The organism is Nonomuraea roseola, assembly GCF_039535395.1.
Classification (GTDB): Bacteria; Actinomycetota; Actinomycetes; order Streptosporangiales; family Streptosporangiaceae; genus Nonomuraea; species Nonomuraea roseola.
Window position 1 is genome coordinate 731,661 of record NZ_BAAAXC010000005.1, and the last position, 12,875, is coordinate 744,535.

Below are 12,875 nucleotides of genomic sequence, written 5' to 3' on the forward strand. Positions count from 1 at the left end.
GACTTAATGTCAGTGATTCGTCGGGGCCGCAACGCCCGTCCTGAGGACGTTGGCCTCTACCAGCCCACGCTGCGCAGCCAGGCCAACGGGCAACTGCTCGACCCGACTGGCTGCCCCGTGCGAGCTCAGATCCGCGCCTACCCCAGCTCAGAGGCGGGCACGTCCACCAGCCGAGCGACATAGGCAACGGCCTGATCAGGGAATTCCGCCCGGCCTGTCGGGAACCGGCCGTTCAGCGCGTAGAACCGCAGAAGCAGCGCGAAGCCGAGCTTCGTCGCGCCCCGCCGGCCCGATAGCTGATCCAGCTCGTCCCCGACCAGCGTCCATTTCCCAACGAGCTCGTTCTCGTCCAGCACACGCGCCACGCGGCATCCGGCTCTCTCGCGAAGCGGTCAGCCAGGCCGCCGCATACCTCACGAATCCGGATCAATACTGGCCACACACGATCGCCGACGTCGGACAATCCGAGAAAGATCCCTTAACGGTTCGTCAGCGGTGTCGCTGACCTGGGTGAACTCAATCGCGTGTACCTGGCTGCACGACTCTTACCGACACCTCGAACACCATAAGGGTGATCTGGTCCAGTTCCGGGCCACGGCCCCAGTGCGAACACCAGAGCTGCGAATCGTCCATGCAGCTTCGAGGTCAGCGCGAGCGGAGAAAGGTCAGCGCGGCGAGAACCCTGCGATGATCGTCGGCGTCCGGGCCGAGGCTCAGCTTGGTGTAGACGCCGGTGACGTGCTTGGCCACGGCGGCCTCCGACACGTACAGGCGCTGGGCGATCGCACTGTTCGACCGGCCCTGGGCGACCAGCGCGAGCACCTCGCGTTCGCGTGGCGAGAGCGCGTCCAGCGGATCGTGCGCGCGATGGTGGACCAGCAGCTGGTGGACCACGTCAGGATCGATGACCGTGCCCCCGGCGGCGACCTCACGTACCGCCTCCACGAACTGGCTGATCGCGCCGATCCGATCCTTGAGCAGGTAACCGATGCCGCGCGTGCCGGCCTCCAGCAGTTCCCCGGCCGCGGCCGCCTCGACGAACTGCGACAGGACGAGGATGCCGAGCCGGGGATACTCGCCACGCAGCTTCATGGCGGCCCGCAGCCCCTCGTCGTGGAAGGTCGGCGGCATGCGGACGTCCACCACGACGACGTCGGGCAGGTCTCGGGCGATGGCGTGCAGCAGCTCGTCGGCGCTGCCGACGGCGGCGACCACCTCGCAGCCGAACCGGGTGAAGATGCCGGTCAGCCCCTCCCGCAGGAGCATCGAATCCTCGGCGATCATCAACCGCATGGCAGCTCCACCCGGATCGCCGTGGGCCCTCCCTGCGGGCTGCTGAGCGACAGGGTTCCCTCGAGTACGCCGATCCGATCGGCCAGCCCGGTGAGCCCGCTACCCTTCGTGGCGTCGGCTCCGCCGATGCCGTCGTCGTGCATGTCGAGGGCGAGAAGATGGTCCGACAGCTTCGCTTTGATCGTGATGTTCTGTGCCTTGCTGTGTTTGATCGCGTTGGTGAGGGTTTCCGAGATGCAGAAGTAGGCCGCCGCCTCCACGCCCGCGGGCGGGCGGCGGGGTAGGTCGAGGTTCAGGGTCACCGGGATGGGGCAGTGGCGGGCCAGGTCGGTGACGGCGACCCCGAGCCCCCGGTCGGTGAGCGCGGAGGGGTGGATGCCTCTGATGACGCGGCGCAACTCCTCCAGCGCGGCCTGCGTGTGGTCATAGGCCAGGCTGACGGCTTTCGCCGTACGTTCCGGGTCTTCCCGTACGTCCAGCTGGGCGAGGCCGAGCTGCATGAGCACGGCGGTGAGCTGGTGCTGAGTGCCGTCGTGCAGATCCCGTTCGATGCGCCGCCGCTCGGCTTCGAAGGCGTCCACCAACCGGGCCCGCGACCGGGTCAACTCGATCATCCGCTCCTCAGGGGGCGCGGCGAGCAGACTGCGCGTCAGCGCCCCCTGCGCCGCGGCCACCACCGTGAACAGGTACGCGCAACCGGCCAGCCCGGCCAGCACCACGACGACGGCCAGCAACACCACCAGCGGTGAGCCGCCAGACCGGAGAGCCGAGGCGTAGGAAAAGACGGTCAACGCCGCCAAAGAGATGACGAGGCCGTTGACCGCAGGCAGGATCGTCGCCCACAGCAGCGCGTAGCCGATCTCGCGCCAGGCGGTCGGGTTCGCGAAGGAGATCGGCGTTCTCGGCTTCGGCGTGGGGACCGCCACCGGGTCGATCAGCCTCAGCCGCCAGCGCTCGAGGGAGGCGATCGAGCCGCTCAGCACGACGGTGACGATCAACAACGTGATCATCGCGATCAGCATCGCGGTCTGCCGTCCGAAGGCGGCCACCACGGCCACCGCAACGCCGCCGGGCAGACTGGTCAGCAGGTAGGCGAGCGCCCGCCAGGGCCATGGCGACCCGAGGAACCGCAGCGGGTTCCCCGTGATCGCCTGCCAGAGGGAGGTGACGTTCTTCATCAGCCCTTGATCGTCCGAGTGACCTTGCCCTTGGCGTTCAGGAACTGGATCTGGGGGTTGCCGTCCTGATCGACCCGCATCACGATGCGCGGCGTGCCCTTGCCGTCGGCGAGCGTCACGACCGACGACTTGTCGGGGTTCTTGCCGATGAAGACCCTCTGCGGGCTCGGGTACTTTTTCCTGTACTCGGCCATCGCCTGGTCCCGCGCCGGGCCGGGGGGCATCTGCTCGATCTTTTTGGCCTCCTCGTAGGACTCCGGAAGGGGCACCTCGGGCCGGTCATTGACCGCCAGGCCGACGCCTCGGACGCCCTCTTGTTCCATGTACCGGAGAACGAGGGTCTGGTCCTGCTTGTACTGGTCGAAGGAGAGCTGCCCGACCGCCCACGATTTTCCGTCGTTGACACCGTTGTCGGCGCCCAGGCCGCCGGACTCATCTCCCTCACTGTTGTACAGGGTCATACCCGGCCGCGTGCCGGCGTGGCCCAGATCGACGCCGTTCACGACGGCGCCCGGCGACCTTTCCTTGTTACTCAGGACCATGCGCGGCTTGCCGTCCGGCTCCACCACGTTGATCCGCTGGACCTCGATCTCGTCGAATTTGGCCTTACCGCCGCCCTGCGCGACGGCTTCCCCGCTGTTGGCCACGATCGCCGCCGTGGCGACCCCGGCGGCGACTGCGGTGATCAGGCAAACCTGCATCCGCCGCAGTTGCCGCTTGACCTTCACGATTTCCAGTGATGCATCCATGCCTTCGATGATCTTAGCTGCCTTGGTGGTTGACGATAGGGCTGCTTACCGATCAGGGGTAGAGGTCCTTCTACCTCGGCAACTTTCATGGGTGAGCGCTGATCGTTCGACGGGACAGACGGTGCCCGGCTCGGGGAGCGTCAGGTTGGTCAGAAGGGTCAGACACCACGCCTGTTCGGTCTGCTGGGACAGGTGCGGCTTGGTGACCATGCCCTGCTGAGCGAGGCGATCGGCGCGAACGGCAGCGTGCCAGCCAGCTCGTCTTTCAGCTCCTTGGCCTCGGCTGGGAAGTTCTCGGCCGACAGCGGCGGGATCACCAGGTGATCATCGTCATCCAGGCGGACCGCGCCGGTATCGTCGGGCAAGGCGCCCGCCAGCGTGGTCTCCAGCTCGGCCAAGGCGGTGTGCAGTTCCTGCTTACCCTGCTCCAGCGCCTCGGCCGCCGTCGCCGGTTTGCGGACCAGACGGCAGTACTCGGCCCGGCGCGGCGCCCACTGCTCGGGCGTGTACAGGTAGGTGGTCGGGTCGGCGTAGCGGCGCGAGCCCGGCACGAACACATCCCCGCTGCGCAACCCGTCGCGCAGGCCCAGCAGCACACACAGCTCCCAATAGTGGCGAAAGGCGGTGTCATCGCCGCTCTTGCGGGCCTTCTCCAGGTAGTCGGCGTACCGGGTGGGCACGAACGAGACCGGCGCTTCGATGGGGACCTTACGCCCGCCGACTCATTCAGCTTCTTCAAGATGGCCACCGCACTCATCAGGTCGGCCGTCCCCGGCCCGCCATGGAAGTCGATCGCCGACAGCACCAGCGGGGTGAACTGCCGCAGGTAGGAGTAGGAGGATGCCATCTCCGACAGGCGGCCGTGGTCCTTGGGCTTGAACCTGACCCCGAAAGAGGGGTATCGGTTCTCCGCCGACCCCGCCGACTGGATCAGCTACGAGCGACGCCAATTCCACACCGAACTCACCCGGATCACCCGGCTGATCACCGCGACCGTTGGGCCACACGCCGGCGCACGCCCCAACGACAAGTTCGCCAGGATCATCCTGGCTCAGCTTGAAGGCGTCCGCGCCACGTTCGAGTCGCTGGTCACCGACCAGCCGTGAGGTTCTGAGATCGGCCTTTCCAGGGCTGTCCGCATCCAGCCCTCCTGCGCATCCCCGTAGTTCCTGCACCACCGTCTGGGGTTGAGCCATGCGTCGACGCCGCTACCCGTCCGACACCACCGCCGCCGAGTGGGTGCTGTTGGAGCCGCTGCTGCCCACGCCGGCCTGCCGCACCAAGCGCGGCTGCCGTCCCGAGGCCCATCCCCGCCGCGAGATTGTGGACGCGATCCGCTACATCGTGGACAACGGCTGCAAGTGGCGCGCCCTGCCTGCCGACTTTCCCCCGTGGCGCACGGTTTACGGGTTCTTCGCGCGCTGGGCGCGCGCCGGCATCGTCGCCGCTATCCGCGACCACCTGCGCGAACAGGTCCGGCTCCGGGCGGGACGGTGTCGCGCCCCGGTGACCGCGATCGTCGACTCCCAATCGGTCAAGGCCGCTGAGACCGTCTCCCGCTCCAGCCGCGGCTACGACGCCGCCAAGAAGATCAACGGGAGGAAGCGGCACCTCGTGGTCGACACCCGTGGCTTGCCCATGATGGTGATGGTGACCCGCGCGGACTATCCGGACCGAGCTGTCGCCCGCGACCTGCTGCTGCGGGTCAGGCTGTTGCATCCCCAGCTCACCCTCGCCTGGGCCGATTCGGCCTACTCCGGCGACCTGGTCGACTGGTCCAAGCGCCGGCTGCGCCTGACTCTGAAAATCGTCAACCGCCCACCCGGCCAGAGCGGGTTCGTCGTGCTGGCCCGACGCTGGATCGTGGAGCGCACGTTGTCGTGGGTGATGCGGGCCCGCCGCAACTGCCGGGACTACGAGCGGCTGCCCTCGCACAGCGAAGCGCACATCACCTGGGCCGCGATCACGGTGATGTCGCGGCGGCTCACCCGCAGATCACCCCGACGGCACGCCTGGTTGCCTAACGATCAGCTGTTACAACCACCAGAGCAAACCGGACATCGGTAACGGCTAGACGTTGTGATCGTCTTGCTGGCCGGACTCACTCTGCCGGGCCCGCCAGACGCGGACCCGGCACCGCGCCGAACAGAACACCGCATCGGCGCGGCGCCGCACCCCCGCCCACACCACCACGCCGCACCCCGGGCAGCGTGCCCACGCCGTCAACCGCGCCCGCCGCGCATCCGCCTGCTCAAACCACGCCGCGGCCTCCGCCGAGATCACCGCCGCCGCCAGCATCTCACGCTGAACGGCACGCCTGCGCGCTCGATAAGCCCGCATCCCGCACGCCGCAGAGCAATACCGCCGCCGCACCGTGGACTCGGCCGGCAACGGTCGCCCGCACACCGCGCATCTTCGGACCTTGCCCACCACACCGGCATCCTCCGCCCACACCCACGGCGACGGCCAGCGGGTTCGACCGCTTCATTTCTGAACGGGGCTGATTCTGACGATTCGGCAAGGGCGACGCCGTGGCCGCCGAAACCTGGCCGCGGGCCGCGCTCTTCGACAACGACGCCATTCGGGATTCCCGCCTTCGGCCGAAGGCTCCTGACCCCCTCAGGAGACTCCTCGACGCTTTTTAACAATTGCCTCCGCGCAGTGTGATCACTAGTCTCAATAGAGCGTGCGAGGGCGCTGCCAGTCCGCGGGCAGGGACTTTCCCACCTCGAGCAACACGTCAACGCACCGGACAAGGCCAACCTCTTTCCGGCCGAGCAAGCGGACCTCGGCGACGAAGGAGGTTGTGATGTCCGATCGTCATTTCGAACTGCCGGCCCATCCAAACCTGGAGTACTACCGCAAGCAGGCCAAGCACCTGCACCGCACATACGAGACAGGTGATCCGGCAGCCAAAGCCCGAGTTGCCGAGGTGCTGGGCGACCGGGCCGCCGAGCGGTTCCTGCTCAGCGATGCCCAATTCGTGCTCGCTCAGGAACACGGATTCCGGACCTGGGCCGAGTTCCGCGCCCACATCGACAGCCGCAGCACTACTGAGGACCGGCCGGTCTCCCGCCTCATGGGGATCAGGCCGGGCGCCTACGCCTCGATGGCCGACACCCTCCTCGCCGAGCTGCGCCGTAACGACCCGGCCGCGCTGCAACGGTTGCGGGCCTACGTGCCCCGGTACGCCACCGCAACCTCTGCCGCCACCGCGGAGCTTCGCGACGCGCGGCTGATCATCGCGCGGGAGCTCGGCTTCCCGACCTGGCGGGAGCTCGTATCGTTCACCGAGAAATCCCGGCGCGATCTCGACGAACGCCAGGAGAAGCGGCGGCGGCTGCACCGCGAGACCGAAGCCCTGCTGGCCGGCGACACCGATCGGCTGGCCGGTCTGACCGCCGAGCAGGCCGACACCCTGCTGCACATGCTCGCCGGCCCCGAGACGATCCCCGGTGTCCGGCTCGAGAAGGAGCTCGGCGTGCCACGCGCCGCAGTCGACGTCCTGCTCAGCAAGGCCACCGACCTGAACGTCCCGCTCATCTGGGCCGCCCGCGCCAACCGGGTCGAATATGTGCGCCTGCTGCTTGAAGCCGGCGCCGACCCTGGCACCCGGAAGTGGGGCAGCACCCCGCTGGAGAACGCCATCCTCCTCGACAACACGGAGGGCGTGGACCTGCTCGCCGAGCACGGGATCGTCCCGCAGGCGCTCTGGACGTATGCCGCCTGCGGCCGGCTGGATCTGGTGCGGGCCTGTTTCGAGCCGGACGGCAGGCTACGTCCGGACGCCGCGTCAGCGCGCCCCAACCTCGCGGACGCTACAGCCGGCTTTCCGTCCCGGCTGCCGGCGACCGATGATCCGGAGGAGATCGTGGGAGAGGCGTTCGTCCATGCCTGCCAGCACGGCCGGATCGAGGTCGTGCGCTGGTTCCTCGACCGCGGCGTCCATCCCGACATCGCGCCCTATCTCGGGCGGACCGGCCTGCACTGGGCGATCCCGGGCGGTCATCTCGAGGTGATCCGCTTGCTCCTGGAACGCGGTGCCGACCCGTCCATCCGCGACGCTCTCTTCCAGATCGACGCCGACGGCTGGCTGCACATGTTCCACGCCGCTCACCCGCACGATCCCGTGACCCGGCAGATCCGTGATCTGATCGAGTCTCGATCGCGCTGAGCTATTTCTGCGGGTCCAGGCTGCCCACCGCGCAGATGGCTCTCCCTCGTCTTCGAGACCACGAGGGGACTCCGCCTCCGACATTCGAGTCCGTCGGGGGCGCGGGTCTCATCCTTGGCCCCAGACAGACAACACGCAGCCGAAAAAGCCTTCGGCTAGCCGACCGAAATTGCATGATCACGACGCCTCATTGGGTTGTGACACAGGCACTTAACGGTCCGTCAGCGGTGTCGCTGACCTGGGTGAACTCAATCGCGTGTACCTGGCTGCACGACTCTTACCGACACCCCATACCCGGTCACCACCCATTGGGTCAGGGCGATCGAGGTGTCGAACTGGGTGTGCAGGTGATCCAGGGCGATGTTCACGATCGTGGTGTCCGGGGCGCGCGAATTGTTCGCGCGCCAGGGGGTGGACAGCGTCAGCATGGACGCCGTGGCGGCCCGCGCCGGGGTTTCCAAGCGCACCGTCTACGACTACTTCGGCGACAAGAACCGCCTGTTCCTGGCCATCCTGTCCGAAACCTCCGACACCCTCAACGCCTCGATCCAGCGCGCCCTGGACTGGCACCTCCCCGAGAACGGGACCATCACCACGGTCCCCGGCCTTCAGGAGGCGATCACTGCACTTGTCGTCGAACTCGGCCAGACACTCGTCGGCTCCGCCGACTACGCCGCCGCGTTCGCGCTGGTCACTCAGCGGCGCTGGCGGGAGCCGGGCAGCCAGGACGACGTCGTAACGGTGTCCGCCGCCGAAGACGCCCTCGCCCATCGCGTCGCCCACTTCGCGAACGTGGGACTTCTCGACACCGACGATCCGTGCACGGCCGCCGGCCACCTCGCCGCCCTGACCATCCTGCTCGCCTACAACGACCAGCCCGACCCCGCCACCGCCGATCCTGAGCGCATCCGCCACATCATGACCTCCGGCGCCCGCGCCTTCATCCGCGCCTACGCCACGCGCTAGTCAATGTCGAGGGCGCAACCCCCGCCTGCCGACCATCATCGTTTGTCAGGAGCGACATCGCGGCATACATGTCCCGGACCTGGAGCGCCCGAGACGGATGCCTCCAGAACGCACACCACATACCCGTCGCGGTCCAAGCGCTCTTGGGCGGATCAGGGTGCAACCACCGGCCGTCGCCGCAGTCACCAAGAGGGCGCGGTCTCCCTCCAGAGCCCTCGCCTCGCCGCTAACGGCATGGCGGCTGGGGACACGTTCGGGAGCAGAGGGCCACCAACAGCGAACGCCTCGATCGGCCGCGGGCCCGCATGTCGTAGGTGATGTGCCGGTATTCGCCGCCGAGTTCGGCGATGACGCGCCGCCAGTACGACTGGGTGGCGAACTGGCCATTGAGGTAGAGCACGGAGCGGCCGGGCCCACCGGCGTCGGTCACGGCCAGCGCGGTGTCGTCGACCGGCACCATGCCGGTCCAGGTGGAGTTCACGTTGGTCACCCGTTCAGCGTGCACCCTGACCTGAGGTCAAGGTCAACCCCAGGAGTGACACCCACGCTCGCCAGCGAAGTTCGCTCAGTCGGGTCGCCCGGGGCGTCGCAGCCTCCGGGCTCCCACAGAATCCCGACATGACGAAGCCCTTCCTCCTCAAATGAGACTTATCGATCCGATGCAACCTTTTATGCCCCGCTTGGCGCGTTCGACGTCACATCAAGATCATTGTGGGGTGCTGCTACTGCTCACCGACATTCCGAGCCCGATCAGCCCTCGAGTGCTGTCCAAGCTGACCGGCAAACGCTGCTGCTACCCACCCGCAAGATCAAACGACCTTGACCTGCGACGAGAACCAACCATCATCACGGCGCCGGGAAGAGCGAGCTGATGGCCTTCACTCACTGCTGGCCATAGATGGCCAGGTGGGGTGGGTCGGTGGCGATCAGCAGGAACTGGTCAGAGGGCTCGCCAGGTGGTTCGGCTGAGACCCGTCACGTCAGGAGGGTGCGCCAGCGGTCGGCCGACTCCATGATGTCCAGGCTGACGCGTTCCAGGTACGCCGCTGTCTTGGCCAGCCGTTGCCCCACGGGGCTGTCGAGCCCGTACATCTCGGCCGCCGCCATTGTGGCCCGGGCCGTCTCGAGTGTCTGCCGCTCGCTGATCATGATCGCGTGGTACCAGGCGTCGTCGTCGATCACGTAGATGTCGCGACGCCGCCGCGGATCGCGCTCGCGACGGACGAATCCCTGCTGGACCAGGTAGTCCACGGCCACGGAGACGGAGGCCGGGCTGACCTTCAGCCTGCGGGTCAGCTCGGCCGCGGTGCGCTGGCCGTCCTCGGACAGCGCCAGGTCGTGGTGCACGCGCGCGGCTGTCCTCGGCATCCCCGCTCTGACCGTCATCTCGATGATCTCCTGTTCCATCGTGGCGACCGGCGGTGTGGCCGCGTGTGGGGGTGCCGGTGTGCCGCGGCGGGCCCGCTGGATCGTCGCCTGGTGTGCCTGCTGGGGCCGGTAGCCGGCGGGGCCGCCGTTGCGTGCGATCTCCCGGGTGATCGTCGAGGTCGGCCGGTCGAGCCGCCTGGCGATCTCACCGTAGGAGAGCTTGTCGGCGAGTCCGGCCGCGATGCGCTCGCGGTCCTGCTGGGTCAATCGTCCTCCTGGCATGCCGCCAGTGTTGTCTTCGCCGCCAGCCATTGCAACATAGTCTTGCATTCGAGCTCAGCGTCATTGCTCCAATTTGCGGCCCTTTACCTGGGGAAAACGCGTTTTCGCGATTGACAGTATTTCGAATGCAACCTAGCTTTCGAGCTGAACAAAACACGTACTATCGCGAAACGAGGACAGGCCATGAGTGAATCCCTCCACACCGCCAAGAACAACAGGGTCCGGACGCCGAGGATGTCCCTGCCAGTGGCCGTCACGGCGCTGGCGGCCGCGCTGCTGGCCGGGGCCGCCGCACCCGCCTTGGCCACCTCGGACAGCAAGGCCGTGCCGAAGGCCGCTGCCGGACAGGACCGCCCGGAACTGCAGAAGGCCATGCAGGCGATCGTCGATGCCGGTTTCCTCGGAATGCAGATGCGCGTGAACGATGAGCGCGGCGAGTGGGCCGGCAGCACCGGGAAGCGCAAGCTCGGCGCGAACGCGAAGCCGCCGACGAACGGGCTGTTCCGGGCAGGCAGCAGCACCAAGCCCTTCATCGCGACCGTGGTCCTGCAACTGGTGGCCGACGGCAAGATCGGACTGGACGCCCCGGTGGCCGACTACCTGCCCACGTTCAAGCTGGACCGGCGGATCACGGTGCGGATGCTGCTGCAGCACACCAGCGGGCTGTACGCCTACACCGGCGAGTTCCGCCCTGACGGGTCGGTCGAGCCGGGGATCCCCGCGACGGGCAAGGAGTGGGTGGACAACCGCTTCAAGACCTACCAGCCGGAGGAACTGGTGCGGTTCGGGCTGTCCAGGCCGGCGCGGTTCGAGCCGGGGACGGGCTGGAGCTACTCCAACACCAACTACACACTGGCCCAGTTGCTGATCGAGAAGGTCACCGGCCACTCGATCGCCGAGGAGATGAAGCGGCGGATCCTGCGGCCGCTCAAGCTGCGAGGCACGGTGATGCCGGGCACCACGAACATCCCCGGGCCGCACGCCCACGGCTACTACCGCTACCAAGACGCCGCAGACCAGTGGAAGGTGATCGACGTCACCCGCCAAAACCCCTCCATGACGGCCGGCGCCGGTGACATCATCTCGACCACCAAGGATTTCCACACGTTCTTCTCCGCGCTGAACAGCGGCAAGCTCCTGCCGGCCCGGCTGCTGGCCGAGATGCGCAAGCCGCACCCCGACAGCGCCGGCATCTTCGGCAGCTACGGCCTCGGGCTGTACGTGCAGGACCTGGGCCCGGGCTGCGGCACCGTCCTCAACCACAACGGCAGCGCCACGGCGGGCTACGCGGCGGCGATGATCAGCACGCCCGACGGCAAGACGACCCTGACCGCCTCGATCACCTATGGGGACGCCGCACCCGACCTGGCGGCGTTCCCGAAGGCGCTGGACAACCTCCTCAAGGAGGTGTTCTGCGGCGGGCAGGCCGGCGCAACTGACGAGGCCAAGCCGGCTCAGTAGACGGGGCCGACCACCTTGGACCCGTACACCTAGTCCACAGCGGCCCTCGGAACCTCACCCGCATGCCGCGGGAACCGGCCCTCCTTCTCGAAGAACTTCAGCAGCAGACCGAACCCCAGACGCGTCGCACCGGTCTTGTTCCCCACCAGCTCCCAGTCGCCGTCAGCAGCGTCCACGCCGCGATCAGCTCCTCCGGCTCCCACTCCCGACGCACCGAACCGCCCTCCGCCACGACCGTCTCCGAGACGAACACGATCAAGCAGAAACCCCAACCAACCAGCCCGATTAACCCACCCGTGACGATCACGAACCGCAAACGTGATCACTCACAGAGCTACTTTGGAGCTGGGGCCACGTTCGGGAGCGGAGGGCCGACCAAGGCGGCAGCGACCAGGACGGCGAACGCGCCTGGTTCGGGGTTGAGGAACCTAGGAACAGCCGTTGGCGGTGAGAATGATCTTGCCCGAAAGGGTGATGTCCGGCTTTGGCGTGTGATCCCCCTACCTGGAGATTTCTGGCCCGTGGATGATGCGGTGGATGGTGGAGCGTCCGACGCTGTACTCGGTGGCCAGGTCGGCCAGGGATACCTCGCCCTCGGCGTATCGGCGGCGGATGGAGCGCCGGGCAGGTTCGGGCAGTTTGGGTTGCTTGCCCTTGAGTTTGCCGTTCTTCTTGGCCAGGGCCATGCCCTCGCGGGTGCGCATATGTCCGAGGTTGGCCTCGAATTCGGCGACCATGGCGAGGGTCTGCAGGAACAGCCGCCCGAACGGGTCGTTCCAGTCGTAGACCGAGCCGCCGAGTCCGAACGGGACGCCGCGTCCGGACAGGTCGGTGAGGATCTCGTTGGCCTCGGCCATGTTGCGGGCGAACCGGTCGAACTTGGTGACAGTGAACACTGACCCGTTCCAGGCAGCGGCGAGGGCCTGGTCAAGGCCAGCGCGGTTGCGGCGGATGGTGCCGGAGAACCCGCGGTCGATGTAGATGCGATCTTCGGGGACGCCAAAAGTCAGGAGTTGCTCGGTCTGGATCACGACGTCTTGTTCGTCGGTGGAGCAGCGGCCGTAGCCGACGCGGGTTCCGGTTACGGCTCCAAGTGTTCCGGATAGGGGGCCTTCACCGGAACAGTACGCGGAACACCTATACGGAACACCTCGACCTGGGGCTCTGTCTCGGCTGGCGGGTGCTCCGGTTGGGGCCCTTACGGAACGCCAATTCATCCCGGCCACGTTCTGGATCTCCCTCGTGCGCGGCTGTGGTCCGCGCCGATGGGCGCCACGCATGTTCGCTGTCTACCGTCACGTCCCGCACGAGCAACCGACTGGCACTCACCCCACATACCTCGGGCGCGGCCCCGACCCGTAGCGAAGCGGCGGGCGGCCATGTACGTGATAGCTGTCCTTCCAC

The 12,875-nt window shown here is 67.4% G+C and carries 13 protein-coding genes and 2 pseudogenes; 5 read left to right on the top strand and 10 right to left on the bottom strand.

Translation table 11 applies throughout. The annotated features are described in order from the left end of the window. Nucleotides 1–140 precede the first annotated feature (140 nt). From ABFX55_RS05355 to ABFX55_RS05375, 5 genes and pseudogenes are all read right to left on the bottom strand, one after another. Nucleotides 141–365 (bottom strand): annotated as a pseudogene (locus ABFX55_RS05355) (DUF4158 domain-containing protein); the annotation flags it as partial. Nucleotides 366–645: 280 nt separating this feature from the next. Then, the gene (locus tag ABFX55_RS05360; RefSeq protein WP_346118158.1) at nt 646–1,293 is read right to left on the bottom strand and encodes a response regulator; all 648 of its coding nucleotides are present in this window, start codon (nt 1,291–1,293) and stop codon (nt 646–648) included. After that, nucleotides 1,284–2,471 (bottom strand): sensor histidine kinase, encoded by a 1,188-nt coding sequence (locus tag ABFX55_RS05365; RefSeq protein WP_346118160.1) that lies wholly within the window; start codon nt 2,469–2,471, stop codon nt 1,284–1,286. Before ABFX55_RS05365 ends, ABFX55_RS05360 begins: the two co-directional genes overlap by 10 nt. After that, nucleotides 2,471–3,220, bottom strand: coding sequence for a hypothetical protein (locus ABFX55_RS05370; RefSeq protein ID WP_346118162.1), 750 nt, complete (start codon nt 3,218–3,220; stop codon nt 2,471–2,473). Before ABFX55_RS05370 ends, ABFX55_RS05365 begins: the two co-directional genes overlap by 1 nt. Nucleotides 3,221–3,378: 158 nt before the next feature. Further along, nucleotides 3,379–3,900 (bottom strand): hypothetical protein, encoded by a 522-nt coding sequence (locus ABFX55_RS05375; RefSeq protein ID WP_346118164.1) that lies wholly within the window; start codon nt 3,898–3,900, stop codon nt 3,379–3,381. Between the two features lie 195 nt (nt 3,901–4,095). On the opposite strand from ABFX55_RS05375, the gene ABFX55_RS05380 reads away from it, so the two are divergent. Both ABFX55_RS05380 and ABFX55_RS05385 read left to right on the top strand, forming a co-directional pair. Continuing rightward, nucleotides 4,096–4,326: a hypothetical protein gene (locus ABFX55_RS05380; RefSeq protein WP_346118165.1), complete on the top strand. Its 231-nt coding sequence runs from the start codon at nt 4,096–4,098 to the stop codon at nt 4,324–4,326. 88 nt (nt 4,327–4,414) lie between these two features. After that, nucleotides 4,415–5,221 (top strand): annotated as a pseudogene (locus ABFX55_RS05385) (IS5 family transposase); the annotation flags it as partial. A 69-nt stretch (nt 5,222–5,290) separates the two neighbouring features. Here the strand turns inward: ABFX55_RS05385 and ABFX55_RS05390 are convergent. Further along, complete coding sequence (locus ABFX55_RS05390; protein ID WP_346118167.1) at nt 5,291–5,674, bottom strand: DUF2116 family Zn-ribbon domain-containing protein; 384 nt, start codon at nt 5,672–5,674, stop codon at nt 5,291–5,293. Nucleotides 5,675–6,029: 355 nt separating this feature from the next. Between ABFX55_RS05390 and ABFX55_RS05395 the strand changes: the two genes are divergently transcribed. Beyond that, complete coding sequence (locus ABFX55_RS05395; RefSeq protein ID WP_346118169.1) at nt 6,030–7,394, top strand: ankyrin repeat domain-containing protein; 1,365 nt, start codon at nt 6,030–6,032, stop codon at nt 7,392–7,394. A 360-nt stretch (nt 7,395–7,754) separates the two neighbouring features. After that, the gene (locus ABFX55_RS05400; protein WP_346118171.1) at nt 7,755–8,360 is read left to right on the top strand and encodes a TetR/AcrR family transcriptional regulator; all 606 of its coding nucleotides are present in this window, start codon (nt 7,755–7,757) and stop codon (nt 8,358–8,360) included. Nucleotides 8,361–8,586: 226 nt separating this feature from the next. On the opposite strand, the gene ABFX55_RS05405 is transcribed toward ABFX55_RS05400, so the two are convergent. Together ABFX55_RS05405 and ABFX55_RS05410 are read right to left on the bottom strand one after the other, a co-directional pair. Further along, nucleotides 8,587–8,850, bottom strand: a complete 264-nt coding sequence (locus ABFX55_RS05405) for an alpha/beta fold hydrolase (protein WP_346118173.1) — start codon at nt 8,848–8,850, stop codon at nt 8,587–8,589. Between the two features lie 485 nt (nt 8,851–9,335). Continuing rightward, nucleotides 9,336–9,995, bottom strand: a complete 660-nt coding sequence (locus ABFX55_RS05410) for a GbsR/MarR family transcriptional regulator (RefSeq protein ID WP_346118175.1) — start codon at nt 9,993–9,995, stop codon at nt 9,336–9,338. Nucleotides 9,996–10,193: 198 nt separating this feature from the next. Between ABFX55_RS05410 and ABFX55_RS05415 the strand changes: the two genes are divergently transcribed. Then, the gene (locus ABFX55_RS05415) at nt 10,194–11,471 is read left to right on the top strand and encodes a serine hydrolase domain-containing protein (RefSeq protein ID WP_346118177.1); all 1,278 of its coding nucleotides are present in this window, start codon (nt 10,194–10,196) and stop codon (nt 11,469–11,471) included. Between the two features lie 29 nt (nt 11,472–11,500). Here ABFX55_RS05415 and ABFX55_RS05420 read toward each other — a convergent pair whose 3' ends face one another. Together ABFX55_RS05420 and ABFX55_RS05425 are read right to left on the bottom strand one after the other, a co-directional pair. After that, a complete protein-coding gene (locus ABFX55_RS05420) occupies nt 11,501–11,647 on the bottom strand; it encodes a hypothetical protein (protein WP_346118179.1) in 147 nt (48 codons plus the stop codon). Nucleotides 11,648–11,971: 324 nt separating this feature from the next. Then, nucleotides 11,972–12,751, bottom strand: coding sequence for a recombinase family protein (locus ABFX55_RS05425; RefSeq protein ID WP_346118181.1), 780 nt, complete (start codon nt 12,749–12,751; stop codon nt 11,972–11,974). Between the last annotated feature and the right edge of the window lie 124 nt (nt 12,752–12,875).